The organism is Streptosporangium sp. NPDC051022 (assembly GCF_040683035.1).
Taxonomy (GTDB): Bacteria; Actinomycetota; Actinomycetes; order Streptosporangiales; family Streptosporangiaceae; genus Streptosporangium.
The window spans coordinates 360489-386700 of the sequence record NZ_JBFBCF010000001.1 but is presented as its reverse complement, the minus strand read 5'-3'; the positions used below and the strand labels follow the sequence as shown (position 1 = coordinate 386700).

Annotated in this window: 22 protein-coding genes and 1 pseudogene; 17 read left to right on the top strand and 6 right to left on the bottom strand. The window is 70.6% G+C overall.

The annotated features are described in order from the left end of the window. Positions 1-23 precede the first annotated feature (23 nt). From AB0N02_RS01760 to AB0N02_RS01740, 5 genes are all read right to left on the bottom strand, one after another. Positions 24-596, bottom strand: coding sequence for an NAD(P)H-dependent oxidoreductase (locus AB0N02_RS01760; protein ID WP_363941404.1), 573 nt, complete (start codon positions 594-596; stop codon positions 24-26). Further along, the gene (locus AB0N02_RS01755) at positions 593-1099 is read right to left on the bottom strand and encodes a flavin reductase family protein (RefSeq protein ID WP_363941401.1); all 507 of its coding nucleotides are present in this window, start codon (positions 1097-1099) and stop codon (positions 593-595) included. Before AB0N02_RS01755 ends, AB0N02_RS01760 begins: the two co-directional genes overlap by 4 nt. Positions 1100-1129: 30 nt before the next feature. Next, positions 1130-2269 (bottom strand): LLM class flavin-dependent oxidoreductase, encoded by a 1140-nt coding sequence (locus AB0N02_RS01750; protein WP_363941399.1) that lies wholly within the window; start codon positions 2267-2269, stop codon positions 1130-1132. 236 nt (positions 2270-2505) lie between these two features. Next, entirely contained in the window at positions 2506-3207 is a 702-nt protein-coding gene (locus AB0N02_RS01745; RefSeq protein WP_363941396.1) for a GntR family transcriptional regulator, read from the bottom strand. A 240-nt stretch (positions 3208-3447) separates the two neighbouring features. Then, positions 3448-3963 carry a GntR family transcriptional regulator gene (locus tag AB0N02_RS01740; protein ID WP_363941393.1) on the bottom strand — a complete coding sequence of 172 codons (516 nt, stop codon included), beginning with the start codon at positions 3961-3963 and terminating at the stop codon, positions 3448-3450. Here AB0N02_RS01740 and AB0N02_RS01735 point away from each other — a divergent pair. Next, a pseudogene (locus AB0N02_RS01735) lies at positions 3963-4232 on the top strand (FCD domain-containing protein); the annotation flags it as partial. The gene AB0N02_RS01740 and the pseudogene AB0N02_RS01735 overlap by 1 nt on opposite strands. Positions 4233-4254: 22 nt before the next feature. Here AB0N02_RS01735 and AB0N02_RS01730 read toward each other — a convergent pair. Continuing rightward, on the bottom strand, positions 4255-5163 hold the full coding sequence (locus AB0N02_RS01730; protein ID WP_363941390.1) for a LysR family transcriptional regulator: 909 nt from the start codon (positions 5161-5163) through the stop codon (positions 4255-4257). 159 nt (positions 5164-5322) lie between these two features. On the opposite strand from AB0N02_RS01730, the gene AB0N02_RS01725 reads away from it, so the two are divergent. The 16 genes from AB0N02_RS01725 (at position 5323) to AB0N02_RS01650 (ending at position 26132) form a co-directional block, all read left to right on the top strand. Further along, complete coding sequence (locus tag AB0N02_RS01725; RefSeq protein WP_363941388.1) at positions 5323-8247, top strand: FAD-linked oxidase C-terminal domain-containing protein; 2925 nt, start codon at positions 5323-5325, stop codon at positions 8245-8247. Next, positions 8244-9398, top strand: a complete 1155-nt coding sequence (locus AB0N02_RS01720) for a Glu/Leu/Phe/Val dehydrogenase dimerization domain-containing protein (protein WP_363941385.1) — start codon at positions 8244-8246, stop codon at positions 9396-9398. Before AB0N02_RS01725 ends, AB0N02_RS01720 begins: the two co-directional genes overlap by 4 nt. Before the next feature lie 74 nt (positions 9399-9472). Next, on the top strand, positions 9473-10363 hold the full coding sequence (locus AB0N02_RS01715; protein WP_363941382.1) for a MurR/RpiR family transcriptional regulator: 891 nt from the start codon (positions 9473-9475) through the stop codon (positions 10361-10363). Between the two features lie 407 nt (positions 10364-10770). Then, the gene (locus AB0N02_RS01710) at positions 10771-11823 is read left to right on the top strand and encodes an amidohydrolase family protein (RefSeq protein ID WP_363941379.1); all 1053 of its coding nucleotides are present in this window, start codon (positions 10771-10773) and stop codon (positions 11821-11823) included. Beyond that, the gene (locus tag AB0N02_RS01705; protein ID WP_363941376.1) at positions 11820-13196 is read left to right on the top strand and encodes a glutamine synthetase family protein; all 1377 of its coding nucleotides are present in this window, start codon (positions 11820-11822) and stop codon (positions 13194-13196) included. Before AB0N02_RS01710 ends, AB0N02_RS01705 begins: the two co-directional genes overlap by 4 nt. A 57-nt stretch (positions 13197-13253) precedes the next feature. Beyond that, entirely contained in the window at positions 13254-14420 is a 1167-nt protein-coding gene (locus AB0N02_RS01700; RefSeq protein ID WP_363941373.1) for an FAD-binding oxidoreductase, read from the top strand. Between the two features lie 169 nt (positions 14421-14589). Next, positions 14590-15750 carry a M20 family metallopeptidase gene (locus tag AB0N02_RS01695; RefSeq protein WP_363941371.1) on the top strand — a complete coding sequence of 387 codons (1161 nt, stop codon included), beginning with the start codon at positions 14590-14592 and terminating at the stop codon, positions 15748-15750. 52 nt (positions 15751-15802) lie between these two features. Further along, positions 15803-17224 (top strand): APC family permease, encoded by a 1422-nt coding sequence (locus AB0N02_RS01690; protein WP_363941369.1) that lies wholly within the window; start codon positions 15803-15805, stop codon positions 17222-17224. 15 nt (positions 17225-17239) lie between these two features. Continuing rightward, positions 17240-18523, top strand: a complete 1284-nt coding sequence (locus AB0N02_RS01685; RefSeq protein ID WP_363941367.1) for an ABC transporter substrate-binding protein — start codon at positions 17240-17242, stop codon at positions 18521-18523. Between the two features lie 9 nt (positions 18524-18532). Beyond that, a complete protein-coding gene (locus tag AB0N02_RS01680; protein ID WP_363941365.1) occupies positions 18533-19273 on the top strand; it encodes an ABC transporter ATP-binding protein in 741 nt (246 codons plus the stop codon). Then, on the top strand, positions 19270-20073 hold the full coding sequence (locus AB0N02_RS01675; RefSeq protein ID WP_363941362.1) for an ABC transporter ATP-binding protein: 804 nt from the start codon (positions 19270-19272) through the stop codon (positions 20071-20073). Before AB0N02_RS01680 ends, AB0N02_RS01675 begins: the two co-directional genes overlap by 4 nt. Next, positions 20066-20935 (top strand): branched-chain amino acid ABC transporter permease, encoded by an 870-nt coding sequence (locus AB0N02_RS01670; protein ID WP_363941359.1) that lies wholly within the window; start codon positions 20066-20068, stop codon positions 20933-20935. Before AB0N02_RS01675 ends, AB0N02_RS01670 begins: the two co-directional genes overlap by 8 nt. Continuing rightward, positions 20932-21969, top strand: coding sequence for a branched-chain amino acid ABC transporter permease (locus tag AB0N02_RS01665; protein WP_363941356.1), 1038 nt, complete (start codon positions 20932-20934; stop codon positions 21967-21969). Before AB0N02_RS01670 ends, AB0N02_RS01665 begins: the two co-directional genes overlap by 4 nt. After that, positions 21962-23308 carry a M20/M25/M40 family metallo-hydrolase gene (locus AB0N02_RS01660; protein WP_363941353.1) on the top strand — a complete coding sequence of 449 codons (1347 nt, stop codon included), beginning with the start codon at positions 21962-21964 and terminating at the stop codon, positions 23306-23308. Before AB0N02_RS01665 ends, AB0N02_RS01660 begins: the two co-directional genes overlap by 8 nt. 80 nt (positions 23309-23388) lie before the next feature. Beyond that, entirely contained in the window at positions 23389-24894 is a 1506-nt protein-coding gene (locus AB0N02_RS01655; RefSeq protein ID WP_363941350.1) for an aldehyde dehydrogenase family protein, read from the top strand. 20 nt (positions 24895-24914) lie between these two features. Continuing rightward, complete coding sequence (locus tag AB0N02_RS01650) at positions 24915-26132, top strand: VOC family protein (RefSeq protein WP_363941347.1); 1218 nt, start codon at positions 24915-24917, stop codon at positions 26130-26132. The last annotated feature ends 80 nt before the right edge of the window (positions 26133-26212 follow it).

The following is a 26212-nucleotide window of genomic DNA, read 5'->3' as shown; positions in this document are numbered from 1 at the left end:
TTACGTCGTCAGAGTCACGTGGGTTACGCGGCCGGGGCCGGGGGCGGCCCGCCGCGACGGGCGGCCAGCGGGGCCGGGCCGAACGACCGGCCGCCCAGGCGTTCGGCGAGCACCACCACCTCGTCGGCCAGTTCGGCCAGCTCGCCGAGAACATCGGCCGGGACCTCCTCCGCGCCGAACACGCGGTCCACGAAGAAGGCGCAGTTGGGCGCGGTGAGAGCGCCGAACCAGGTGAGGATGTCGCGCAGGTGCCGCTCGGCCGCCAGGCAGTGGTGCGGAGCCGCCGCCACGGTGAGAACGGCCGTCGGCGTGGACCGCAACGCCTCGACCGGCAGCGTGTCGAGCAGCAGTTTCAGTGTGCCGGTGATCGACCCGCGGAAGACCGGAGAGGCGATCACCACGGCGTCGGCGGCGGCGACCCTGTCCACGGCGTCCGCCGGCCACGTGGCCGTCACCGGGTCGATCACCTCGGCCGGCGAGATCCGCTCCACCTCCCAGCCGGGATGACGGTCGCGTACGCCGGCCTCCAGCAGCCCGAGCGCGCGGGCCAGCTTGCCGGGAGGGGTCGGGCTCCCGTAGATCGTCACAAGTCTCATGCCGACACGGCCTCCTTCACCTCGTAGCCGACGAACTCACCGCGGAAGAACAGCAGCGGGTGTTCGGCCTGTCCTACGCCCAGCTCACCGACCGACGCCACGGCGATCATGTGGTCGCCCGCGTCGATCTCCTCGACCACGCGGCACTCCAGCCAGGCGAGTGCGCCGTCGATGAGGGGGAGCCCGGCCGGCGAGGGCCGCCAGCCGACTCCGGCGAACCGGTCCACGCCGGTCCGCGCGAAGCGCCGGCCTATCTCACGCTGCCCGGCGCCCAGCATGTTGATCGCGAGTCGGCCGGATCGCCTGATTCTCGGCCACGTGGTGGACGTCTTCTGCGGGCACAGCAACACCTGGGGCGGGCGCAGAGAAAGCGCGGAGAACGCCTGGCAGGTGAATCCGACGGGTTCGTCCCCGTCGAGCGCGGTGACCACGGTGACCCCGGTACAGAAGTGGCCGAGGACGGTCTTGTACTGGTGCGCGTCGGTGCTGGTCGGCTCGTTCATGCCGCCCCGCCTCCCCGGTTCCCCTCCGCCTCAGTTCCGCAGCCCGGCCTCCTTCATCAGGGGCAGGATCCGCTCGCCGAAGTACTGCAGTTCCTCGACGTAGTCCAGGAAGCCGACCATCATGCCGTTGACGCCGGCCTTCGACAGCTCGACCATCTGCTCGACGACCTGCTCGGGCGTGCCGATCAGCGGGTAGCCGCCGTACCCGAGGATGAAGCGCTCCTGCAGGAGCTTGACCTTGTCGAACGACCCGCTCTCCGCGCCGAGGCCGCCGGACACCATCCGGGCGACCTCCCAGTCGCCCCGGTCGAGGATGTGGGAGAGGAAATCCTTCGTCTCCTTCTCGGTGTCCCGGCAGATGATGTTGCCGTAGCCGAGGATGCCCAGGTCCCGGCCCTGCCCGTGGGCGATGGAGCGGACCCGCGCGGCGGTGGCCCCGGCCTCCTCCGGGTCGGCGAAGGCGATGAAGTTGAAGTCGCACTCGCGGGCGCAGAACTCCAGCCCGGCCGGGGAGTTCCCCGCGTTGACCAGCACGGGGTACGGCTTCTGGATCGGCTTGGGGTCGGAGTGGGCGTCCTTGATCTCGAAGAACTCGCCGGCGAAGTTCACGGCGGCGTCCTCGGTCCACATACGCTTGACGATCTCGATCCACTCGGAGCCGTACCGGTAGCGGGCGTCGTGCTCCCGCTGGGTGCCGCCGAACATCTCCATCTCGGCCTTGTACCAGCCCATGGTCATGTTCAGGCCGAAGCGGCCGTTGGAGATGTGGTCGACGGTGACCGACTCCTTGGCCGCGACGATGGGGTGCTTGGTCGGGACGTGCGTGGTGGAGAAGACCATGATGTTCTCGGTCGCCTGCGCCAGGCCCGCCGCCCAGGTGTGGGTCTCGAAGTTCGAGCCGTTGAAGTTGGTCTCCCCGCCCATCCCGCGATACCTGGCGACCGGGAGCATCGCCTCGAAGCCGAGCCGGTCGGCGATCTGGGCGATCCGCCGGGTGTGCTGCCAGCTCAGTTCGTACGACGTCTCGGCGTGGGTCGCCATCAGCCCGTGGCTGCAGTTCGCGCCGAAGATGCCCAGCTTCATGACGTTGTCGTTGAACATGGCGACACCGCTGGCCCGGCGGGCCTCCAGCAGTTCCTCGTACGACGGCGCGGGGGCGGTGGTGTTCACGGTGATCTCCTGTGTGATCGGCGAAGACGCCGTCCAAGACGGCCTCGCAACGGGGCGTAGCCGCAATGTAGGCGCGCCCCAGGAGCGGCGACTATGCGCAAAACGCACGTCCGCGGGCCGTCAAACGAAAGCTGTGCCGACGGGGCGGCAGAACACCGCGGGAGGCACGCTCGACGACATCGCCCGGGACCCGGAGATCTCCGCCAACCGGGCCTACGAGGCGGAGGTCGCCCTTGTCAGCCTTGCTGCCGTGCCGTCATCGCGGCCCGGATCCTTTCCAGTGATCCGCCGAGATGGTCCTGCAACGCCTTCACCGCCGCGACGGGATCGTTCGCGACGCAGGCGGCGAGGATGCCCGTGTGCTCCGCGTGCGCCCGGCTCCGCGCCCCGGCGTCGGTGGGGGAGGCGAAGCGGTATCGCTCGCTGTTCTGCCAGGGGGGCTCCACGGAACGCAGCAACCAGCGTGAAGAGGCGGCGCGGTAGATGAGGAAGTGGAACTCCGAATGAGTCCGGCGGGCCTCCTCGAGGCTCCCGGCGCTGAGGAATCTCTCGTGGCGCTCCAGCGCGGATCGCGCGTTGTCCGCGTCCTCCGCGGTGAAGGACGCGGCCGCACGTCGGATCAGCTCGATCTCGAGGATCTGACGCGTGCGGAAGGTGTCCTCGAGGTCGTCGATCGACAGCTCCGCGACACGGGCTCCGCGGTGGGGCGAGATCTCGACCAGGCCGAGCGTCTCCAGCCGCCGGAGAGCCTCCCGCACCGGCATGGTGCTCGTCTGGAACTGACGGGCGATGTCCTGCACGCGCAACCAGCTACCCGGCGGGTACTCACCGCGTAGCACCGCGCGATGCAGTTCCGCTGTCACTTGCTCGGCAAGGGTTCGCCGCATCGACGCACCGCTGTCGGGCGTGAGTTCGAAAAGCTCCTCAACGGCGGCCATCGATGCTCCATCCTCAATGTGCGCCCCAATAAGCCTACTCGAATATTTGATCAAATTGCAAGTGAACAACGAGGCCGGCGTGCGGCTGTGGCGGTGGGCGGGCGCGCCGAGGCACCGGTCAGATCTCGCGGGCATGTTGACGTGAGGCACCCACGGTGAACCGGCCCGACGTCACAGGCGGGTGGCCGCTTGGGGCCACGGCCCGTGTCCGGCGGCGAGCAGGACCGGCGCGTTGAGAGGTCAGGCGAGCATCGCGCGACGGATGCGCTCAAGCGCCCCGTCAAGATGGCGGCCGATCGCGGCCTTGGCGCGGACCTCGTCCTTCTCGACGCAGGCGGTGAGGATCTCGGTGTGCTCCGCGTGGCTGGATTCGCGCGCCTGCGGGTCATCGGGCGACGTGAAGCGATACCTCTCGCTGTTCTGCCACACGGGCTCGACGGATCTGACGAGCCACCGCGAGCCCGATACCCGGTAGATGCCGAAGTGGAACTCGGTGTGCGCCCGCCGCGCCTCGTCGACCTCTCCCGCCTCGATCAGCTGCTCGTGCCGGGCCAGCGCCTCGCGCGCGGTGTCCGCGTCCGCCTCGGTGAAGCGCGAGGCCGCGAGGCCGACCAGGGCGGACTCAAGCGCCCGCCGCGTCTGATACGTGTCTTCGAGGTCGGCGACGGAGAGTTCCGCGACACGAGCGCCGCGATGCGGCACGACCTCGACGAGCCCGAGCGCATCGAGCCGACGAAGAACCTCACGGACCGGCATCACACTCGTCGTTTCACTTCGCGATCTACCACGCGTCCGGTTCACGCTGGCTGCCGCGGGCGATCGAGCCGGTGTGGCAGAACAGCGAGCGCTACCGATTCGCCTCGAAGCCGGACACGGAGCGGCGCCATCTCAGCCACCTGGAACATCGCGCCATTCTGGATGCATGCGTGGCCGGAGAGCCCGAGCGTGCGGTCACGGCGCTGCGCGGCCACCTGGAGGGGGCGATGGCGCGGATACTCGCGGGCATGCCTCCCTCCGCCCGCTGACCCACCGCGTCCCGAGGCCGGGTCACAGTGCGAGCAGGTGGTCGGCGTCCTGGGGGACCGCCCGGCGCAGGGCCGCCAGGAAGTCGCCGAGCACCGGGTTCGCGTTGCCCTCCCGGTGGATCGCCAGCACGGTGCGGTGGGCGGCGGTGTACGCCCGCAGCGGCACGGCGGATATGCGCTCGTCGGGCACGTGGCCGAGCGCGGGCACGACCGCGACACCGCCCATGTGGGTGACCAGCTCGCGTACGACGGCGTAGTCGTTGCTGCGGAAGGCGATGGCGGGGGTGAACCCGGCGAACGCGCACAGCCGGGCCAGCGAGAGGTCCCCGGCCGTGCCCTCCCGGCTGGTGATCCACAGGCGGTCGGCCAGCCGCGGCAGGCTGGAAGGTCCCGCCTCACCGGACGGGCGGAGCAGCAGCAGGTCCTCCCTGACCAGGGCGAGCGTCCTGATCCCGGGGGGCCATTGCCGGGGGCTCAGCCCGTACTCGTAGACCAGCGCGACGTCGAGGCCGCCGTCGACGAGTGAGTCGAGCAGCGTCTCCGGCTCGCCGTCGTCCAGGGTGATCTCGACGCCGGGGCAGCGGCGCCGGAGGTCGGACAGCGCGGCGGGCACCAGGCGGACGCTCGCCGTGGTGAAACTGCCCACCCGGAGCCGCCCGCTCAGCCCCGTGGCGAGCCGCCGTACCTGGTAGTCGAACTCGTCGACGTCGGCGAGCATCCCTCGGCTCAGCTCAGCGAGGCGGTGCGCGACTGTGGTCGCCCGGATGCCGTGCGCCTCACGCTCGAAAAGCGTCAGACCGGTCTCCTTCTCCAGGGCGGCGATCTGCTGTGACACCGCCGACGTGGTGTATCCGAGCTCCCGCGCGGCCGTCGCGAACGAGCCCGTCCGGTGGACGGTCTGGAAGGTCAGCAGATGGTGGAGCTTGTACACGTCCGTACCCCAAGCCTGAGAACAAGAAAATCTATACCTAAGGTTAAAAAACTAGCATTCTGCTTACTCTTGGCACGACGGTGCCGGACCCCGCATGGTTGGCTCTGCACCCCCGGCCAGACGAAGACAAAACGAAGACGAAGGCGAAGGAGACGGGACGTGACCATCTCGACCGAGCGCACCGGCTCCTCCCAGGGACCGGCCGAGCTCGCCCGCTCGCTGCGCCGGACGGACTGCGGCGAGGTCGCCACCGACGCCGGTCGGCTGGCGCAGTATTCGGCGGACGCGTCCAACTACCGGCAGGTGCCACGCGCCGTCGTCTTCCCCCGCACCCGGCAGCAGGTGATCAACGCTGTGGCCGCCTGCCGCGAGCTCGGGCTCCCGGTCACCTGCCGTGGCGCGGGCACCAGCACCTCCGGGCAGGCGGTGGGCTCCGGCGTCGTGCTGGATCTCTCCCGCTTCTACAACCGGCTTCTGGAACTGGACCCGTCGGCCGGTGTGGCCACCGTCGAGCCGGGCATCGTCCTGGACGACCTGCAGGCCGCCGCAGCCCCGCACGGGCTCCTCTTCGGCCCCGACCCCTCGACGCACAGCCGTTGCACGATCGGCGGGATGATCGGCAACAACGCCTGCGGCTCCCACTCGCTCGCCTGGGGCCGTACCGCGGAGAACGTCGTGGAGCTTGAGGTTCTCACCTATCGCGGCACCGTGATGACCGTCGGCGAGATGACCCCGGAGGAGATCGACCGGGCCGTCGCCGAGGGGGGCGAGCGCGGCGCGCTCATCGGGCGGCTGCACGAGCTCGCCCGGGCCAACCTGGAGCCGCTGCGCACCCGGCTCGGCCGCTTCCCGCGACAGGTCTCGGGATACGCGCTCGAGCAACTGCTGCCGGAGAACCGCTTCAACCTGGCCCGCGCCCTGGTCGGCTCCGAGGGCACCTGCGTGGTCGTGCTGTCGGCGAAGCTCCGGCTGGTCCGCGCACCGCAGGACCGCTCGCTGGTGGTCCTCGGCTTCACCGACGCCTGCGACGCGGCCGACGCGGTCCCGGAGCTGCTCCGGCAGCGTGACCTGGTGGCGCTGGAGTGCGTGGACCAGGCGCTCACCGACATCGTGACCCGGCAGGAGACCCGGGCGACGATCGAGACCCTGCCGGACGGGCGGGCCTGGCTCTTCGCCGAGCTCGCCGGGGCCACGGACGAGCTGCCCGCCGCCGGGGCCGCGCTGGTCGCCGCCGCCCGCTCGACCACGGGTTTCACCGGCGCCGAGGTCGTCGCCGACCCGGGGCGGGCAAGGAGCCTGTGGCGAATCCGGGAGGACGGCGTCGGGCTCGCCACCCGGCTGCCCGACGGATCGGAGGCGTGGCCGGGGTGGGAGGACGCCGCCGTCCCACCCGACCGGCTCGGCGCCTACCTGCGCGGGCTGCGGGCCCTGTTCGAGAGGTACGGCCTCTCCGGCGCCGTCTACGGGCACTTCGGCGAGGGCTGCCTGCACACCCGGATCAACTTCGACTTCACCACCGGCCACGGGGTGGACGCCTTCCGCGCGTTCCTCACCGACGCCGCCAAGCTCGTCACCGCCCACGGCGGCTCGCTCTCGGGCGAGCACGGCGACGGCCAGGCCCGATCGGAACTGCTGCCGGTGATGTACGGGCCCGAGGTCATGCGGCTGTTCGAGCACTTCAAGCACGTGTGGGACCCGGACAACGGGCTCAACCCGGGCATGATCGTGCACCCGCTGCCCCTGGACGGGAACCTGCGGGTCAGCCCGGACCGTCCGGCGCTTCCCCTGGTCACCAGGCTTCCCTTCCACGCCGACGGCGGGGACTTCGCCAAGGCGACCCGCCGCTGCGTCGGAGTCGGCAGATGCCGGTCCGCCACCCCGCAGGGCGGGGTGATGTGCCCCAGCTACCGGGTCACCCGGGACGAGAAGGACTCCACCCGGGGCCGGGCCCGGGTGCTCTACGAGATGACCCAGGGCGAGGTCATCACCGACGGGTGGCGCTCCACCGAGGTGCGCGACGTCCTCGACCTCTGCCTGTCCTGCAAGGGGTGCGGCGTCGACTGCCCGGTCGGCGTCGACGTCGCGAGCTACAAGTCGGAGTTCCTGTACCACCACTACCGGCACAGGCCACGGCCCGCCTCGCACTACTCGATGGGCTGGCTGCCACTGCTCTCCCGGGTCGCCGCCCGGATGCCGGGGGCGGTCAACGCCGTCACCTCCTCCCGGCTGGCCCCGCTGATCAAACGGGCCGGCGGCATCGCGGCGGAGCGGGAGATTCCCCGGTTCGCCGACCGGACGTTCCTGTCCTGGTTCCGCTCCCGTTCCCCCGCCGGGACCGGCGAACGCGGTCCGGTGACGCTCTGGGTGGACTCGTTCAACAACCACTTCAGCCCCCGGGTGTTGCGGGCCGGTGTCCGGGTCCTGGAGGAGGCCGGATACCGCGTGCGGGTGCCCTCCGGAACCCAGTGCTGCGGCCTGACCTGGATCAGCACCGGCCAGCTGGGCGTCGCCCGCCGGATGGCCCGCCGTACGGCCCGTGCGCTGCGGGCGAGCGTGGCCGAGGGCGTGCCGGTCGTCGGGCTTGAGCCCAGCTGTACGGCGGCCCTGAAGCAGGACCTGCCCGAGCTGCTGGACGGAGCCCCCCTCGCCCGCGACCTGTCGGCGCTGACCGTGACGTTCGCCGAGTTGCTCATGGAAAGGACGCCGGGCTGGGTCCCCCCGAGGGTCGAGGTTCCCTCCATCTCCCAGACCCACTGCCACCAGCACGCCACCTCCGGGTTCGGCGCGGACGCCGCGCTGCTGTCCGCGCTGGGGGTGGACAACCGGGTCATCGACTCCGGATGTTGCGGGCTGGCCGGGAACTTCGGCTTCGAGAGGGGCCACTACCGGGTGTCGCGGGAGGTCGGCGAGCAGGTGCTGCTGCCCGCCGTCCGCCGGGCGTCACCGGAGACCGTCATCCTCGCCGACGGCTTCAGCTGTCGCACCCAGATCGGCCAGGCGACCGACCGGACCGGCGTCCACCTGGCCGAGCTCATCGCCCGGGCACTACCCGGCCACCCACCAACGGAGGAGAACAGGTCATGACCGACGCACTCGAAATCGTCGACGAGTGGGGCCCCGAGAAGATCGTTGTCGTCTCCCACCGCCGCACGGGCATGAAGGGCGTGCTGGTCATCGACAACACCGCCCGTGGGATGGGCAAGGGCGGCACCCGGATGGCCCCCACCGTCACCGTGACGGAGGTCGCCCGGCTCGCCCGGAACATGACGTGGAAGTGGGCCGGTGCCGACCTCTTCTACGGCGGCGCCAAGGCTGGAATCGCGGCCGATCCCGCCTCGCCGGACAAGGAGGCGATCCTGCGGGCCTTCGTCCGCGCGCTGCACAACGAGGTTCCCCGCGAATACGTGCTCGGCCTCGACATGGGCCTCACCGAGGACGACGCGGCCATCGTCCAGGATGAACTCGGTGACCGGGGGGCGGCGGTCGGCACCCCCGCCCACCTCGGCGGGATCGCCTACGACCAGCTCGGCGTCACCGGTTTCGGCGTCGCCGAGGCCGCCGACGCCGCCGCCGGGCACGTCGGGCGGCCCCTCGGCGGCGCCCGCGTCGCCATCCAGGGGTACGGCGCCGTCGGCCGGGCCGCCGCCCGGCGGTTCAGCGCCCTCGGCGCCGCCGTCGTCGCCGTCTCCACCGCGTACGGCGCCGTGCACGACCCGGTCGGCCTCGACGTCGCCGCGCTGGACCGCGCCCGCGACGAGTACGGCGACGCCTTCGTGACGCGGTTCGACGGCGGCGCCCTCCTCCCCGCCGGGCGGGAACTCCTCGTCGACTGCGACGTCCTCGTCCCGGCGGCGGTGCAGGACGTGATCGACGAAGGCACCGCCCAGCAGGTCAAGGCGAGCCTCGTCGTCGAGGGGGCCAACCTGCCCACCTCACCGGCGGCCCAGGAGATCCTCGCCGAGCGCGGCGTCACCGTCGTCCCCGACTTCATCGCCAACGCCGGAGGGGTGATCGCGGCCGCGTTCGCGATGGACGCCCGTTACTCGGGGTTCCGGCCGGACTCCGACGCCGTCTTCACCGCGATCTCCGACAGGCTCCGCGCCAACACCCTCGGTGTGCTGGAGGAGGCCCGTCGGCTGGCCCTCACCCCGCACGCCGCCGGGCGCAGGATCTCCCAGGATCGCGTCGCCGCGGCGATGCGGAGCAAGGGCCGGATCCCGGCGAGCGCCCGGTGACGGCCGCGTTCGGCGAGCGGGACGCCACGTGTGCCGCACTAGAATCCGGGTGAGGCACACGAATCGAGGTCCTGGTGGAAATCCACAAGCTGGATGGCTCATCGTCGCCCGGCGATGCGGCGCGATCCGTCGCAGAGGTGATCCATCGGACCATGAGCGAGGTGTCCGCCGCCGAGCGGCGGGTGGCCCGGACCATTCTGAGTGACTACCCGATGGCGGGGATGGAGCCCGCGGTGAAGCTCGCCGAACGCGCCGGGGTCAGCGCCCCGACCGTGACCCGCTACGTGTCGCGCCTCGGTTTCGGCGGGTACAAGGAGTTCCAGCAGGTCCTCCGCGACGAAATCAACGCTCGCGGGGCCAGCCCGATGACGTTGCCCTCCGTCTACACGGCCGACACCCCGGCGTCGCGGGTGCTCAGCAAGGTCTCGCAGGCCGGTCAGAGGCTTCTCGGCGAGGGGTTCGCGGCGCTGCCGTCGAGCGAGTTCGGCCTGGCCATCGACCTGACCTCCGACCCGAGGCTGCGGATCAACGCGATCGGAGGACGCTGGTCCCGTCTGGTCGCCGAGTACCTCATCCTGCACCTGCGGACGATGCGGCCGGACACCCAGCTGCTGAGCGCCCAGCGGGACGAGGCCGGGGTGGCCCTCGTCGAACTCGGGCGCCGTGACGTGGTCTTCGTGCTCGATTTCAGGCGCTACCAGGACGACGTCATCGACCTGGCGCGGAAGGCCCACCTGCGGGGCTCCAAGATTGTCCTGATCACCGACGTGTGGCTGTCGCCCGTCGCCGAGTTCGCCGACGTCGTTCTTCCGCTGAGCACGGACATCGGGTCCCCGTACGACAGCCTGGTGCCCGCGATCGCGCTGGTGGAGGCGCTGGCGGCGGCGGCCCTGGCCCGCATCGGCGAGGACGCCCAGGCCCGCATGCGGCTGATCGAGCAGGTGTCGACGGAGCCCGCGACGTAGGCCGGCGCGTCGGCCCCGTATGCCCTGGTCACGGCGTCCACGGCGACCGGAGGACCCCATGTTAAGAATTATTTCGTTCTTGCTTGACCCTAGACCCCGCTAGTGAAATTATTCGTTCACACCTAGATGGTCGCGCACAGTCTGCGAACGCGACCAGTCAAAATCATGCGGGGCGTGAATCGACCGCCGAACAATCGCCGAACAATCACTGCGTAGATACCCCGTCGGCCACCAAGTCCATTGGATCGCGCCGGATCGGACACAAGCGCGACCAGTCTTCAAAGGATGTACACGTGACGCTGTTGGATGAAGCACGAGTGGTCGATGTCCACTGTCATGGCTTCCGCATGGATGACATACGGCAACGCGATCAGCACGGGTTCCTTGATCGTATCACGATGCTGGGCATGTGCCTGACGAGCTCGGGCCTGCACCACAGCTCCTTTCCCGACCTCCTGCGGCGGACGACCGACACCTCGCCGATCGCCGTCGCCATGGCGCTGCGGCTGAGCAGGGTCCTGAACTGCGACCCCTCACGCGCCTCGTTGGCCGAGGCTCGCTCGGCGGCCCTGAACGACCCCTCCTACCTGCGCGGACTGTGGGACGAGGCGGGCGTGGAACGCCTGTTCGTCGAGGACGGCTACCCTCAGCCGATGGTCGACCAGGCCGTCATGTCCGGGGAGACGGGCCTGCCGATCAGCCGGGTCGCGCGCCTCGAACCATGGATCGTCGAGCTGCGTGACCAGGTGAACAGCTTCGCCGAGCTCGAAGACGCGTTCGCCGCCCGAGCCGAACAGGCGATCGCGGAGGGGGCCGTGGCCTTCAAGTCGATCATCGCGTACCGGAGCGGGCTGGACGTCTCGACGTGGAGCGGCGCCGACGTGGAGAGCGCTTTCCGGGCCTGGCGCGCCGCCGGCTGGGCCGAGTCGCGGGAGAACTCCAAACCGGTGCGGGACATGCTGCTGCGCCGCGCGCTGGCGATCGCCGCGTCGGCCGGGGGCGTCCCCGTCCACGTGCACTGCGGCGGGGGCGACCCGGCGATCGTCCTGTCGCACGCGCGCCCGTCCGACATCTTCCCGCTGCTCAGCCAGCACCTGGGGCAGCCGATCGTCCTGATCCACTCGGGCTGGCCGTGGATCGAGGAGGCGGCCTACATCGCCTCGATCCTCCCGCACGTCTACCTGGACACGTCCCTGTCCACGCCGTGGTCCTCGATCGCCGTGGACAACCGCCTGGAGCTGATGCTGGGCATCGCACCACCGGCCAAGGTGATGTACGGCTCGGACGAGGCCAGCGAACCGGAGGTGATCTGGTTGTCGTCGATCCTGGCGCGGGAGGCCCTCGAACGTGTGCTGCGACGGGCGATCGACCACGGATATCTGGACGAGGGGCACGCCACGCGCATCGGCCTGGACGTCCTCGGCGGAAACGCCAGGCGGCTTCACGGGATCGCGTCGTGAACCCGGCGGACGCGATGCGCGTGTTCGACCCGCAGGACGTGGCCGACGCGTACGCGCGGCTGAAGGACGCGGGCACCCGCCTCATCGTGATGACCATGGTGGACAACGCCGGTATCACCCGGGTGAAGGTCATCCCCCTGCGACGCTTCGAGAGCGCCGCGACGGGCGGCGTCGGCATGTCCACGCTGTGGGCCGTCGCCGGTGGCGACGACCAGTTCGCGGCCGTCCCGCCGTACGACTCGCCCAGTGGCGACCTGCGGCTGTTCCCCGACCTCACCGCCGCTCGTCCGCTGCCGTCGTCTCCCGGGTACGCCTGGGTGCCCGCCGTCCAGTACGAGCAGAGCCTGGAGATCAGCGCCGGGTGCCAGCGCAGCGTCCTGCGGTCGGTCGTGGAGAACGCCCGGAGCATGGGCTTCGAGTTCCGTACCGTGTTCGAGTCGGAGATGACGCTGCTGAACCGGGACGGGACCCCGGCCCACTCGGGTCCCGCGCACAGCGCGCGGGCGCTGCTCCCGCTGGAGGACTTCACGCTCGCGCTCGTCGAGGCGCTCGACGGCGCGGGGATCGACGTCGAACAGGTGCACCCCGAGTACTCGCCGGGCCAGTTCGAGGTCGCCGTCGCGCCGCGCGACCCGCTGACGGCCGCCGACGAGGTGGTACTGCTCCGGTACGTCGCCAGGCAGGTGGCCCGCCGTCACGGGCTCGACGTCAGCTTCGCGCCGGTGGTGAACCCGGGCGCCGCCGGGAACGGCGCGCACACGCACGTGAGCGTCTGGCGGGACGGCGAGAACCTCATGCAGAACGGGAGCGTCACCGAACCCGGCATGCGCGCGGACGGCGCCGCGTTCACCGCGGGCATCCTCGACGAGCTGCCCCGCCTGCTCGCCGTTCTCGCGCCGACCGCCGCCAGCTACGAGCGCCTGAAGCCGAACCACTGGTCGGGGGCCTTCGCCTGCTGGGGCGTGGAGAACCGTGAGGCCGCCCTGCGGTTCATCCCGGGGACCGTCAGCGTCCGGCGATCCTCGGCGAACCTGGAGGTCAAGACCGTCGACGGGGCGGCCAACCCCTATCTCGCCACCGCGCTGCTCCTCGCCTCGGGGATGCGGGGCATCGAACGGCGGCTTGAGCTTCCCCCGCCCGTCCAGGCCGACCCGGCGGGCCTCAGCGAGGTCGAGCGCGACAAGCACCGGGTCATCAGGCTCCCCGAGGACCTGGCGCGGGCGACCGAGCTGTTCGCCGGCAGCGAGCTGGCGAGGTCCGTGCTGGGCGACACCCTGCACGGCGCGCTGGTCGCCGTCCGGGAACGGGCCGCGCGGTCGGCGGCCACCCGGGACGTTCACGAGCTGGCCATCGAGGATCGCTTCCGGTACTGACCGAGCCGGTACGGACGACACGGACGACGACGGAGACGACGGAAGGGTACACACGACATGTCAGTGGGCTGGGACACGGCCGTGGCCGGACGGGAAGGGTTCGCTCCCCTAACGGGCGACGTCGTCGCCGACGCCTGCGTGGTGGGTCTGGGCGCCTCCGGGCTGGCCGCGATCGAGGCGTTCCTCGACCGTGGCCTCTCGGTCGTCGGAGTCGACGCCGGCCGGGTGGCGGCCGGGGCGGCCGGGCGTAACGGGGGCTTCCTGCTGGGCGGACCGGCGCCGGCGCTCCACCGGGCCGTCGAGCGCTGGGGCCCCGCCGCCGCCGACCTCTACCACGACACGCTGGGGGAACTCGACCGGCTGTACGCGCTGCTCGGCCCGTCCGTGATCCGCCGGGTGGGCTCCATCCGGCTGGCCGGGCTGCCGGGCGACCCCGCGGACGAGGCCGAGGCGGCGGACCGGGAGACCGAGGTGGCCGACTGCGCGGCACAGGCCACGGCGATGCGCGAGCACGGAATCGCCGTGGAGGAGTACGACGGGCCCCTCGGCGTCGGCCTGTACCTTCCCGACGACGCGGCCATGAACCCGGCGGTGCGGGCCACCGGGCTGGCCGCGCGCCTCGGCCGTCGCGCGCCGCTGCACGAGCACACCCCGGTGACGTCCGTCGGCGGCGGCGCGGTGGTGACCGAGCGGGGCGTGATCAGGGCGCGGTTCGTCGTGGTGGCCGTCGACGGGCGGCTGGAGAGGATCGTGCCCGCGCTCCGTCCCCACGTGCGGACGACCCGGCTCCAGATGCTGAGCTCCGCCCCGATCTCGTCGCACCGGCTGCCCTGCCCGGTCTACGCCCGCTGGGGTTACGACTACGCGCAGCAGCTGCCCGACGGACGGCTCTACGTCGGGGGTGGCCGGGACCGTTTCCTCGGCGAGGAGTGGACCCACGACGCCGAACCCACCGAGACCGTGCAGCGCCACATCGAGAACGTCGCGCGGCGGATGGCGGGCGGTGCCGTACGGGTCGAGCACAGGTGGGCGGCGTCGGTCGGATGGACCCCGGACGACCGGCCGCTGTGCGCCCGGGTGGAGGAGGGCGTGGTCGCGATCGGCGGTTACAACGGCACGGGAAACCTGGTCGGCCCGGTGACGGCGCGCGCGGCCGTCGACTACCTGCTCGACGGGAAGACCCCTCCGGCGTGGGCCAACTCGCTGGAAACGGCGGCGGTCTGACCTCACCCGGCGCCGGTCCCCGCGACCGGTGACCGGTGATCCGGTGACCGGTCGCGCCTGCGCCCACACCGTTTGGCTGAATTGAAATTTTCAAAGCAAGACATTTTTTGATGGATTGTAAATATTTCTACGGAGCATTCCGTTCGATGACCGAAGGTGAGAGATATACATGAGAGCGCTCGGCCGGCAGCTGGAGGCCGCTCTGCGTGATGAGTTCGCCGCCGCGCGTGAGATCCGCCGGTACATCCACGCGCGTCCGGACCTGTCCGGACACGAACACGCGACGACGAGAACCATCATCGAGCAGATGCCGCCCGGCCTGCGGGTCGAGGAGGTCGCCGGCTCCGGAGCGATCATCCGCGTCGGCGGCGAGGGCGCCTGCGTCGCGGTCCGCACCGAGCTGGACGCCCTGCCCATCACCGAGCGGACCCTCATCGACTGGGCCGCCGGGAACGGGGCGATGCACGCCTGCGGCCACGACGTGCACCTGAGCGCCGGTATCGCGCTGGCCAGGGCGGTCCATCGTGTGGGAGCGCCGATCCCGCTGCTGCTGGTTCTGCAGCCGAGGGAGGAGACCGCCCCCTCCGGCGCCGTGGACGTCCTGGGCTCGGGCGCCCTGGAACGCCACGGGGTCCGCGCGGTGATCGGAGCGCACGTGCAGCCGCTCCTCGCCTCGGGTGAGGTGGCCAGCACGCCCGGCACCGTGAACGCCTCGGCCGACGAGTTCACCGTACGGATGCTGGGCGTCGGGGGTCACGCCGCCTATCCGCACCTCGGCCCCGACCCGGTCCTGGCGCTCTCACTGTTCGTCACCGCGGCCCAGCAGCTGGTGTCCCGCGACATCGACCCGATGACGCCGGCGGTGGTGAGCATCGGAGCGATCCAGGCGGGTTCCTCCCCCAACGTCCGGCCGGATCACGCGGTCGCGCGCGGCACCCTGCGGTCGTTCGACCCCGCGCAGCGGGAGTTGCTGCATCGCCGCCTGGAAACCGTGGCGTCCGGGGTGGCCGAATCGGTCGGCTGCAAGAGCGAGGTCCACCTCGACCTCGGCGAACCGGCTCTCCTGAACGATCCGAGGCTGGCGAAGGAGACGGCCGTGAACCTCGAAGGGTTCGGGCTGTCGCACTCGGATGATCTTCGCTCGTGCGGGGCGGACGACTTCGCCCACTACGCGCAGCGATTCCCCTCCCTGATGATGTTCGTCGGCACCGGTGCGAGCTCGGGAAGGCTGCACGGCGCCGACTTCCTCGCTCCGGACGAAGCGGTCGATCACACGGCCCTGGCACTGGCCGCCGGTTATCTGGCCGCCTGTACGGCGCTCATCACCTGATCGCCCGTCCCGAGAGCATCCGCCCCCCACCTCGGCCCCCGATAGGACAGCAATGGTTGACCTCGATCGTTCACAGAAACCCACCGCCCCCGGCGGAACCCTGCGGCCGGGCATCATGGGCGTCTCCGCCCTGGTCTTCCTGGTCATGGCGTTCCAGGCGCCGCTGACCGCCGTCGCGGGCAACATGCCCTTCATCGTCGGGATGGGGAACGGGGCCGGGGCCCCGCTCGCCTTCATCCTGTCCGGGGTCGTCCTGACGCTGTTCGCGGTGCCGTTCGTCGCGATGAGCCACCGGATCACGAACACGGGCGCCTTCTACTCCTACATCTCGGCGGGCCTCGGCAGACCGGCGGGCGTCGCCGCCGGTTGGCTCGCGGTGTGCGCCTACAACGTCATCATGCTCGTCCCGATCGCCTATGCCGGATATTTCGGTAATCAGGTCTTCCGTGATGAACTCTCGATCGACGTGCCGTGGACGGTGATCAGCGCGGCCATCCTGATCTTCGCGTGGCTGGTGGGCATTCGCGGCATCGAGCTGAACACCGTGATCATGGGCTGCCTCCTCTGCCTCGAAGTCGGCATCCTGATCCTCGTGGTGGCCGGGGCGATCCTGGACCCGTCGACCGACAAGACCCTCGCGGTCTCGGACGCCTTCTCGGGGAACATCGGGGTGGCGTTCACCTTCGCCCTGCTCAGCTTCGTGGGCTTCGAGGCCACCGCCGTGTTCGGCGAGGAGGCCCGCGACCCCGGACGCACCGTCGGGAAGGCGACGTACGCCGCGGTCTGGACCATCGCGATCCTCTACGCACTGGTCGCCTGGGCGGTCATCGCGGTCTACCCGCGCGGAGAGGTCGCGGGCACGGCCATGGACTCACCGGGCACCTTCCTGAGCGGCGCGGCGGTGAGGCTGCTGGGGCCGTGGTCCGAACACGTGATCAACTGGCTCCTGCTGGCCAGCCTGGTGGCCGTGTCGATGGCGGTGCACAACATGGCCTCGCGCTACCTGTTCGCGTTCGGGCGTGACGGGCTGCTCCCCCGGGCCCTGGGGCGTACGCACCGCAGGTACCAGACCCCGCACCTGGCGTCGACCGTACAGATGCTGCTCATGGCGGGCGTGATCGTGGTCTGCCTCGTCACCGGCACCGACCCCTACCTCAAGCTGGGCGCGGTCGCGGGCGCGTTCGCGACCATGGCGATCGTGGCGCTGATGGCGACGACCTGTGCCGCCGCGGTGCTGTTCCTCCGGAAGACCGGCGTGTCGGTCTGGGTGAGGCTGGTCGCACCCGTGATCGCCCTGGTCGCGCTGCTCACCGCCCTGTGGCTCATCTGGTCCAACTTCGGCCTGCTGGCCGGCGAGACCGTCCTGGCCGACGTACTGAAGTGGAGCGTCATCCCGCTGGCGGCGGGGGGATTCCTCCACGGCCTGCTGACCACCCGTACGGCCGGGGCCACCACACCGGCCGAACACCCCTGAGCCCTTGGAGACGTGATGTCGATCAAGTTCCCCCCGGTCCGGCTCGGAGCCGCCGCGCTCGCGATCGCCGGAGGCCTCGCGCTCACCGCGTGCTCGGCCCCCCTGCCCGGCGGCGCGGAGACCACGAAGGGGGACGGACCGGTCAAGCTCGGCCTGCTCGCCCCCCTCACCGGAGCGGCCGCCGCCGACGGCAAGCTCATGCGACAGGGCACCGAGCTGGCCCTCAAGGAGCTCAACGCCGCCGGAGGGGTCGCCGGACGTGAGATCACCCTTGAGGCGGCCGACGTCAAGGACCTCAAGTCCGACGCCGTCGCGTCCGCCGTCTCGCGGCTCACCGCCGACAGCGAGGTCGGTGCCGTCATCACCGGCTACGCCAGCACCACGAACTTCGAGATCGACCTGCTCGCCGAGGCCGGGATGCCGTACCTCATCGGCGGCGGGAGCACGCAGACCGCGGAGATCATCACCAAGGACCCCGGCAGGTATCCGGGGGTCTGGTCCACCGCCCCCCACTTCGAGGCCTACAAGACCGACCTGCCCAACCGGCTGGAGACGTGGAGCCGGGATGGCACGTTCCAAGTCCGCAACAGGACCGTCTATCTCATCTCCAGCGACAACCCCTACTCCAACGACATCTCCGACGGCCTGGTGAAGAACTTCAAGGCCAAGGGGTGGAAGGTCGTCGGACCCGACGTCGTCCCGTACGGAGAGGTCAACGACTGGACCCCGCAGATCGGCAAGATCCACGGCGCCGACCCGTCGGTCATCGTCAACCTCGACTACCTGACCGCCAACGCCGTCAAGTTCCTGACCCAGTTCCGCGACAACCCGACCGACTCGCTGCTGTTCTCCCAGTACGCGCCGAGCGTGCCCGAGTTCAAGAAGCTCGCGGGCAAGGGCGCCGACGGCGTGCTCTACAACCTCCCCGTCGGCGCCGTCGTCTCCGACAGGTACACACCGGGCCGCGACTTCGTGAAGAAGTTCAACGACGCCTACGGCACCGACCCCGGCCTGTACGGCGTCATGGGCTACGAGCAGGTCAGGCTCTGGGCGAAGGCCGTCGAATCCGTCGGCGACCCGCTCGACAGAGCGGCGGTCGGCAAGGCCGTGGGCGGCATCGAGATGCGCGACACGGCGATGGGCACCATCCGGTTCGACCAGGCCACCCACCTCGCGGTCGCCGACGACACCAACGGCCTCCCGCTGCAGTTCTTCCAGATCCAGGACGGCCGCGACGTCCTGCTCGGCCCCGCCGAATACGCCGACGGCGCGTTCAAGCTGCCCGACTGGTTCAAGTGAGCACCCCCGATGACCGCGACGACCAACCAACGCGCGCTGCTGAGCGTCCGGCGGGCCTGCCGGACGTTCGGAAGCTACCGGGCCGTACACGACGTCACCTTCGACCTCACCGAGGGCGAGATACTCGGCATCGCCGGTCCGAACGGCGCGGGTAAGAGCACGCTGTTCAACCTGATCACCGGGGTGCCGTTCAACGCGTCCAGCGGCCGGATCGAGTACGACGGACGTCGCATCGAACGACTCCCCGCGCACCGAATCGCCCGCCTCGGCCTGCGCCGTACCTTCCAGGCCGACCAGGTCTTCCCGGAACTGACGGTCTTCGAGAACGTCCGCCTCGCGGCGCACTATCTCAACGGGCGCCGGAACGCCCGCTCGGTGGCGCTCCACGCGCTCGAACGGGTCGGGCTCCTGCACAGCGCGCACCTGCGGGGCGGCGACCTGTCCGTCCTGGCCAAGAAAAAGTTGATGATCGCCGGCGCCCTGGCCGGGGGGCCGAAGGTCCTCATGCTGGACGAGCCCGCCGGGGGCCTCGACACCGACGACCAGGACGACCTCGCCACCCTGGTCGAGACCCTGAACGCCGACGGGACGACGTTCGTCATCATCGAACACGTCCTGAGCCTGCTGCGGCGGGTGGCGGACCGGATGATCGTCATGGTCGCCGGCGAGATCCTCGTCGTGGGCGGCCCGGACGACGTGCTGTCCGACCCCCGCGTCATCGACGCCTACCTCGGGGAGTCGAACCGATGAGCACGGACGTCGCACGGCTCTCGGTGAGCGACGTGACCGCCGGGTACGGCAGGGTCCAGGTCGTCAACGGCATCTCCCTGTCGGTCGGCCGCGGGGAGGCCCTGGCGCTCCTGGGGCCGAACGGGCACGGCAAGACGACGCTCCTGCGCGCGATCACCGGGCTGGCCCCGCTGACGGCGGGCACCGTGGAACTCGACGGTGAACGGATCGACCGGCTCGGCACACCGGCGATCGTCGAACGGGGCCTCATGCACGTGCCTCAGGGATGCACGCTGTTCCCGCGGCTCACCGTCGACGAGAGCCTGAACCTCGCCGGTCGGCTCCGGCGGGCCAGGCCGGTCAGGGACGCCAACCTCGACCTGGTCCTCGGCCTGTTCCCCAAGCTCGCCGAACGCCGTGGCCAGCCCGTCGGCGCGATGTCCGGCGGAGAGCGGCAGATGCTCGCGATCGCGATGGGCATCATGGCCAACCCGAGCGTCCTCATCCTCGACGAGCCGACGCTCGGCCTCGCCCCCAAAGTGCGGCACGAGATCCTGCGGACCCTCCTCGACGTCCGCACGACCGGGCTCTCGCTTCTCGTCGCGGACGGTGACGTCGACTTCCTCTTCGGTCTCGCGGACACCTGGCAGGTCGTCGAGCTGGGCCGGACCGTCGGACGCGGCACCACGGACCAGAAGCCGACCCAGGAGCAGATGATGGCCATGTTCGTCGGCGGAAGCCGTGCTCCCACCGTCCCCACCGCCCCTACCGCCTCCACCGCGCTCGCGGCGAGCGCGGACGAGGAGGGCGGCCATGCTTGACGGACTGATCCCGGTCCTCGTCTCGACGCTCCTGCTCGGGTCGATGTATTCGCTCCTCACCGCCGGAATGTCGCTGATCTGGTCGACGCTGCAGGTGTTCAACTACGCCCACGGCGCCATGCTGATCATCGGCGGATACCTCATCTGGACGCTGTCGTCGGAGGCCGGGCTCCCCCTCCCGCTCGCCGTTCTCATCGCGACCGTCGTCATGGCGGGCCTCGGCGCGCTCGTCGAACTGGTCGTGGTGCGACCGCTCGCGTCGCGCCCCGACGGGACGCTGATGGTGATGGTCGCCACGCTGGCCCTCGCCGGTCTCGCCGAGGGCGCCGCCCAGCTCATCTGGGGACCGGAGAACAAGCAGGTACGACCGGTGACCACCGCGACGTTCGACATCGCCGGTGTCGCGGTCCGCTGGACCACCGTCCTCGCGTTCCTCCTCGCCGTCGGCCTCGTCGGCGGCCTCATGCTCGCGGTGAACCGCACCGGGTGGGGCGCGAGCATCCGCGCCGTCGCGCAGAACCGCGACATGGCGATGCTGCTCGGCATCAAACCCGGCCGGGTCTACCTGTCGGTCTTCGCGGCCTCGGCGGCACTCGCCACGGCGGGGGCCCTCGTGTTCGCGACCACCACCACGCTGACCCCGGCCAAGGGCAGCGGTCCCCTGCTCATCGCCTTCGTCGTCCTGGTCTTCGGAGGTACGGCCACGCTCATGGGCACCCTGATCGGCGCCTACGCGATCGGGTTCATCGAGGCGTCGGCGAGCTACTGGATCGGCCTCCAGTGGAGCCCGGTGGCCGTCTTCGTGCTGCTGGTCGTCGTGATGCTCGTCCGCCCCGAGGGACTCGTCAGGAGAGGCACATGACGAAACACGCTCTTTCCCGTCTCGTCCGCTGGGCCGGGTATCTCGCCGTCGCCTTTGTGATCCCGTACGTCTTCGTCGCGCCGTCGAGCCGGCTGCTCGTCTCCACCGCGCTCATCTACGCGCTGCTCGCGGCCAGCTGGAACCTGACCCTGGGATTCGGCGGGATCTTCAACTTCGCCCATGCCGGAATGTTCGGGATCGGCGGCTACGCGATGGCGATCGCGACGCTCAAGTGGCAGTGGGACTCGATCCCCTCCCTCGCCTTCGCCGTCCTGGTCGGGGCGATCGTCGGCGGGCTGACCTACCTGCCCGTCATCCGGATGCGGGGCATCTACATCGCCCTCATCACCTTCGTGTTCGTCCAGATCAGCTACCACCTGGTCCTGGCGCTCCCCGAGCTCACCGGCGGCTCCAACGGGCTGCCCGGCGTTCCGGCCATCACGATCGCGGGGCAGAGCCTCGCCCGGTTCGGCGGACTCGGGTATCTCTGGCTGCTCGGGGCCGCGGTCGCCGCCATGCTCATCATCCTCGAACTCATCATGGCCGGCCCGTTCGGCCACAGCCTCGTGGCGCTGCGCGACAACGAACAGCTCGCGCAGAGCCGGGGGGTCAACCGGCTCCGTCAGCAGTTCATCGCCTTCGTGGTCTCCGGTGCGATGGCCGGTTTCACCGGCGCGCTGTACGTCGCGTACTTCAGGGTCGCCGACGTCAGCCTCTTCGGCTTCGGGCTCGTGACGCTGGGGCTGAGCATGATCTTCCTGGGGGGCACCAGGCAGATCTGGGGGCCGGTCGTCGGGGCCGTCGTCATCACCCTCGCCGACCACCGGCTCACCGGTCTGGACGCCTGGCGGCCCGTCGTCTTCGCCGCCGGGACCATCGCCGTACTGATCTTCGCGCCCGGCGGAATCAGCGCCGCGCTCGTCCGGGGCGCCGCCGCCCTGCGCGGACGGTTCACCGGCCCCGGCCGTCCGGACGCGACACCACCGACCGGCAGCCCGAGCCGGATTCCCCAGAGGAGCATCGAACATGCCTGAAAACCACCGTGACGTGAAGAAAGCCGTCCTGGACGCCGTCGACGAACTCGCGCCGCGCCTGGTGCGGTCGGTCTCCGACGCCGTCAAGATCCCGTCGGTCAACCCCAAGTACCCCGGACAGGACTACGACAGCGTCGTCGGTGCCGAGGCGGACGTCAGCGCCCTCATCGCCGACCTCTACCGCGAGGCGGGCGCCGAGACCGAACTGGTCGCCGAGGAGGCCAGGCGCGACAACGCCTGCGGCCGGGTCCGCGGGGTGGGCGGCGGAAGGTCGCTCGTCCTCAACGGACACGTCGACGTCGTCCCCGCGCTCCAGCCGGACCTGTGGGACGCGCCGGCGTTCTCCGGGCAGATCACCGACACCGCCGTCCTCGGTCGCGGCGCGACCGACATGAAGGGCGGAACCGTCGCGGCCGCGTACGCGGCGCTCGCGCTCGCCAGGGCCGGTGTCACGCTCAAGGGCGACCTCGTGCTCCACGCCGTGGTCGGCGAGGAGGTGGGCGACCACCAGGCGGGGACCAGCGCCGCCCTCAACGCCGGGTACACCGGGGACGCCGTCCTGCTCTGCGAGCCCACCAACCCGACCGACGGGCTGCCCAGCCTCGTCACCAGCACCCCCGGGCTGCTGTGGTTCTCCATCACCATCACCGGCAAGACCGCCCACCCGGGGTGGCGCGGCTCGTCCATCCACCCGACCCTCGACGGCGAGCGCCTGGGCGTCAACACCGTCGACAAGTACTGGGTGATCTACCACGCACTGCGTGAGCTGGAGAACACCTGGGCGCTGCGCGACCGGCACCCGCTCTTCGCCCCGGGGCACTTCAGCCTCCTGCCCGGCGTCCTCAAGGCCAACCCCGTGGGCATCGACGTTCCCTTCCTGCTCGCCGACACCCTCACCGTGGACTACTGCGTGCTCCACCACCCCGACCGCGGCAACGACGAGGTCAGGGCCGAGATCCAGGAGACCGTACGGCTCGCCTGCGCCAACGACCCGTGGCTGCGCGAGCACCGGCCCGAGTTCGAGTGGAAGCTCGACTGGCCGCCGTACACCACCCCGGGCGACCACGGGCTTGAGGCATCGGTGAGCGACGCCCACGTCGAAGCGCTCGGCGGAGTCGAGTACGCGGCCCCGCCGAAACGCGAAGGATTCTTCGGCGTGTGCGACATCACGTGGACCGCGGCCCAGGGAGTCGACGGCGTCATCTACGGCCCCGGCGCCGCGAAGACGGCACACGCCGAGAACGAGTACGTGCCCATCCACCAGCTCATCACCGCGGCGAAGACCTACGCGCTGACCGCGCTGGACTTCTGCGGGGTCGCCGACGACCGGCACGCCTAGGCCGCGTCGGTCGCGCGTCTCCCAGAGCACTCGGCAAACCAAGCTTGGATCACACCTCCCCAGGGGGAAAGGACACTCCGGTGACAGACATCAGCACGCGGGCTCGCGAGATCCTCGAACGCCTCGGCGCGGGAAACCCCTTCGACGAGGACGGCGAACTGGTCGCCCGTTCGCCCGTCGACGGCGGCGTGATCGGCCGGCTGCGCGCCCACACACCGCAGGAGGCCGAGGCCGCGATCGGGCGGGCGCAGGAGGCGTTCGAGCTGTGGCGCACGGTTCCCGCCCCGGTGCGCGGGCGCCTGGTGCGTGAGCTCGGTGAACTCCTGCGCGAGCACAAGCACGACCTCGGGGCGCTCGTCACGATCGAGGTAGGGAAGATCGTGTCCGAGGGTCTGGGCGAGGTGCAGGAGATGATCGACATCTGCGACCTCGCGGTCGGCCTGTCCCGTCAGTTGCACGGGCTGACGATCGCGACCGAGCGTCCCGGGCACCGGATGATGGAGCAGTGGCACCCGCTCGGGGTGGTCGGCGTCATCTCGGCGTTCAACTTCCCGGTCGCCGTGTGGTCGTGGAACAGCGCGCTGGCCTTCGTGTGCGGGGACGCGGTGGTGTGGAAGCCGTCGGAGAAGACGCTGCTCACCGCACTGGCGTGTCAGGCGCTGGTCGAGGAGGCGGCCCGGCGGGCCGGCGCGCCGGACGGCCTCTCGCAGGTGCTGCTCGGCGATCGTGAGATCGGTGAGGTGCTCGTCAAGGACCCCAGGATCCCGCTCGTGTCGGCCACCGGTTCGACCCGGATGGGCAAGGAGGTCGCCCCGCTCGTGGCCGCCCGGCTGGGGCGTACCCTGCTGGAGCTCGGCGGCAACAACGCGGCGATCGTCGCCCCCTCGGCCGACCTCGACCTCACCGTGCGCGGCATCGTGTTCTCGGCCGTCGGCACCGCCGGGCAGCGCTGCACATCGCTGCGGCGGATCATCGTGCACGAGTCGATCCGCGCCGACCTCCTGTCACGGCTCAAGACGGCGTACGAGACGTTGCCGATCGGCTCCCCCCTGGAGACGTCCACGCTCGTCGGACCGCTGATCGACGAGGCCACGACGGAGGCCTTCCTGCGGGCGGTCAAGCGGGCGCAGGCCGACGGCGGGACGCTGGTCACCGGAGGCACCCGTGCCGACGGCGTCGACGGCGGGCAGTACGTGCGCCCGGCGATCGTCGACATGCCCGAGCAGACCGAGATCGTGCGGGAGGAGACGTTCGCACCGATCCTGTACGTGCTCGGCTACCGCGACCTCGACGAGGCCGTCGGCCTGCACAACGCGGTGCCCCAGGGGCTGTCGTCGTCGATCTTCACCCTCGACGTGCGGGAGGCCGAGACGTTCATGTCGGCGGCCGGTTCGGACTGCGGCATCGCGAACGTCAACATCGGCCCTTCCGGTGCCGAGATCGGCGGGGCGTTCGGCGGTGAGAAGGACACCGGCGGCGGACGCGAGTCGGGTTCCGACGCGTGGCGCTCCTACATGCGACGCGCCACCAACACGATCAACTACTCCACCGAACTGCCACTCGCCCAGGGCGTCGAGTTCAGCTGAGGCCGAGAGGAACGATGAACATGGTGAGCCCAACCGAACTGCGGACCCGCTTCGCGTCGAGCCTGTCGGCGCTCTACGGCCGGGAGGTCCCGGCGTACACCACGCTGGTCGAGGTGTCGCAGGAGGTGAACGCCGACGTGATCGCCGCCTCGGGCGCGGAGGCCGAGCGCCTCGGCTCGATCGAACGGGTGACCGCTGAACGACACGGCGCGATCCGGGTCGGCAGTCCGTCGGAGATCGGGCAGGTGGCCCGGATCTTCGGTGCCTGCGGCATGTACCCGGTCGGCTTCTACGACCTCCGCGAGGCGAATCCGCCGATTCCCGTGGTGTCGACGGCGTTCCGTCCGATCGATCGCGCGGAGCTGGCGCGGAACCCGTTCCGGATCTTCACATCCGTGCTCGTGGCCGACGATCGCCGGTTCTTCGATCACCGGACGGAGGCCGAGCTGCGGGAGTTCCTGGACGCGAGGACCCTGTTCCCCGGCGAACTGCTCTCGCTCGCGGACCGCATGGAGAGCCGGGGGAGCCTGTCCGCCGCCGACGCCGACCGGTTCCTGTCGCTGGCGACGGCGGCGTTCGAGCTGTCGCCGGATCCGGTCGACCGGGCCTGGTACCGGCGGCTTGAGGAGATCTCAGGCGTCGCCGCCGACATCGGGGGCGTCCCGTCGACCCACATCAACCACCTGACGCCCCGCGTACTGGACATCGACGCGCTCTATTCGCGGATGAGGGAGCGCGGCATCGAGATGATCGACCGAATCCAGGGTCCGCCGCGTACGGCCCCGGGCCGGCCGGACGTCCTGCTGCGGCAGACGTCGTTCCGTGCCCTGTCGGAGCCCCGCCGGTTCCGCGAGGCGGACGGCAGCGTCACCGAGGGCGCCCTGCGCGTGCGGTTCGGCGAGGTCGAACAGCGTGGCGTCGCGCTCACCCCGGCGGGCCGTGAACTCTACGACGCGCACGGGATTCGAGCTCTCCCCGACACCGATACGACCCTGCACGAGGCCGATCTCGCCTATTACGTACGCGATGAGGAGGGCGGGCTCTCCCCGATCGTCTACGAGGACTTCCTTCCCAGATCGGCCGCGGGGATCTTCGCCTCCAACCTCACCGGCGAGGGCCGGTCCGACGCGTCCCAGCGCGCGTCCGTGCGGGACGCCTCCTGGCTGCGGGACGCCCTCGGCCGGGAGCTGCACGACCCCTACGCCCTGTACGAGGCGGAGCGGGCGGCGGGAGCGTGAGCCGGTCGATCGGCGTACGGTGACCGGAAACGTTCACCGGCGGCTCCGTCACGGCCACGGCGAGCCCGGCGGCCGCCGTG

Bases quoted from the DNA above. Each gene is read 5' to 3' on its own strand.
- AB0N02_RS01660 (WP_363941353.1), top strand. From the start codon at position 21,962: ATGCCTGAAAACCACCGTGACGTGAAGAAAGCCGTCCTGGACGCCGTC.
- AB0N02_RS01720 (WP_363941385.1), top strand. From the start codon at position 8,244: ATGACCGACGCACTCGAAATCGTCGACGAGTGGGGCCCCGAGAAGATC.
- AB0N02_RS01700 (WP_363941373.1), top strand. From the start codon at position 13,254: ATGTCAGTGGGCTGGGACACGGCCGTGGCCGGACGGGAAGGGTTCGCT.
- AB0N02_RS01755 (WP_363941401.1), bottom strand. From the start codon at position 1,099: ATGAACGAGCCGACCAGCACCGACGCGCACCAGTACAAGACCGTCCTC.
- AB0N02_RS01690 (WP_363941369.1), top strand. From the start codon at position 15,803: ATGGTTGACCTCGATCGTTCACAGAAACCCACCGCCCCCGGCGGAACC.
- AB0N02_RS01745 (WP_363941396.1), bottom strand. From the start codon at position 3,207: ATGGCCGCCGTTGAGGAGCTTTTCGAACTCACGCCCGACAGCGGTGCG.
- AB0N02_RS01710 (WP_363941379.1), top strand. From the start codon at position 10,771: ATGTGCCTGACGAGCTCGGGCCTGCACCACAGCTCCTTTCCCGACCTC.
- AB0N02_RS01740 (WP_363941393.1), bottom strand. From the start codon at position 3,963: ATGCCGGTCCGTGAGGTTCTTCGTCGGCTCGATGCGCTCGGGCTCGTC.
- AB0N02_RS01670 (WP_363941359.1), top strand. From the start codon at position 20,066: ATGCTTGACGGACTGATCCCGGTCCTCGTCTCGACGCTCCTGCTCGGG.
- AB0N02_RS01685 (WP_363941367.1), top strand. From the start codon at position 17,240: ATGTCGATCAAGTTCCCCCCGGTCCGGCTCGGAGCCGCCGCGCTCGCG.
- AB0N02_RS01680 (WP_363941365.1), top strand. From the start codon at position 18,533: ATGACCGCGACGACCAACCAACGCGCGCTGCTGAGCGTCCGGCGGGCC.
- AB0N02_RS01760 (WP_363941404.1), bottom strand. From the start codon at position 596: ATGAGACTTGTGACGATCTACGGGAGCCCGACCCCTCCCGGCAAGCTG.
- AB0N02_RS01675 (WP_363941362.1), top strand. From the start codon at position 19,270: ATGAGCACGGACGTCGCACGGCTCTCGGTGAGCGACGTGACCGCCGGG.
- AB0N02_RS01650 (WP_363941347.1), top strand. From the start codon at position 24,915: ATGGTGAGCCCAACCGAACTGCGGACCCGCTTCGCGTCGAGCCTGTCG.
- AB0N02_RS01665 (WP_363941356.1), top strand. From the start codon at position 20,932: ATGACGAAACACGCTCTTTCCCGTCTCGTCCGCTGGGCCGGGTATCTC.
- AB0N02_RS01695 (WP_363941371.1), top strand. From the start codon at position 14,590: ATGAGAGCGCTCGGCCGGCAGCTGGAGGCCGCTCTGCGTGATGAGTTC.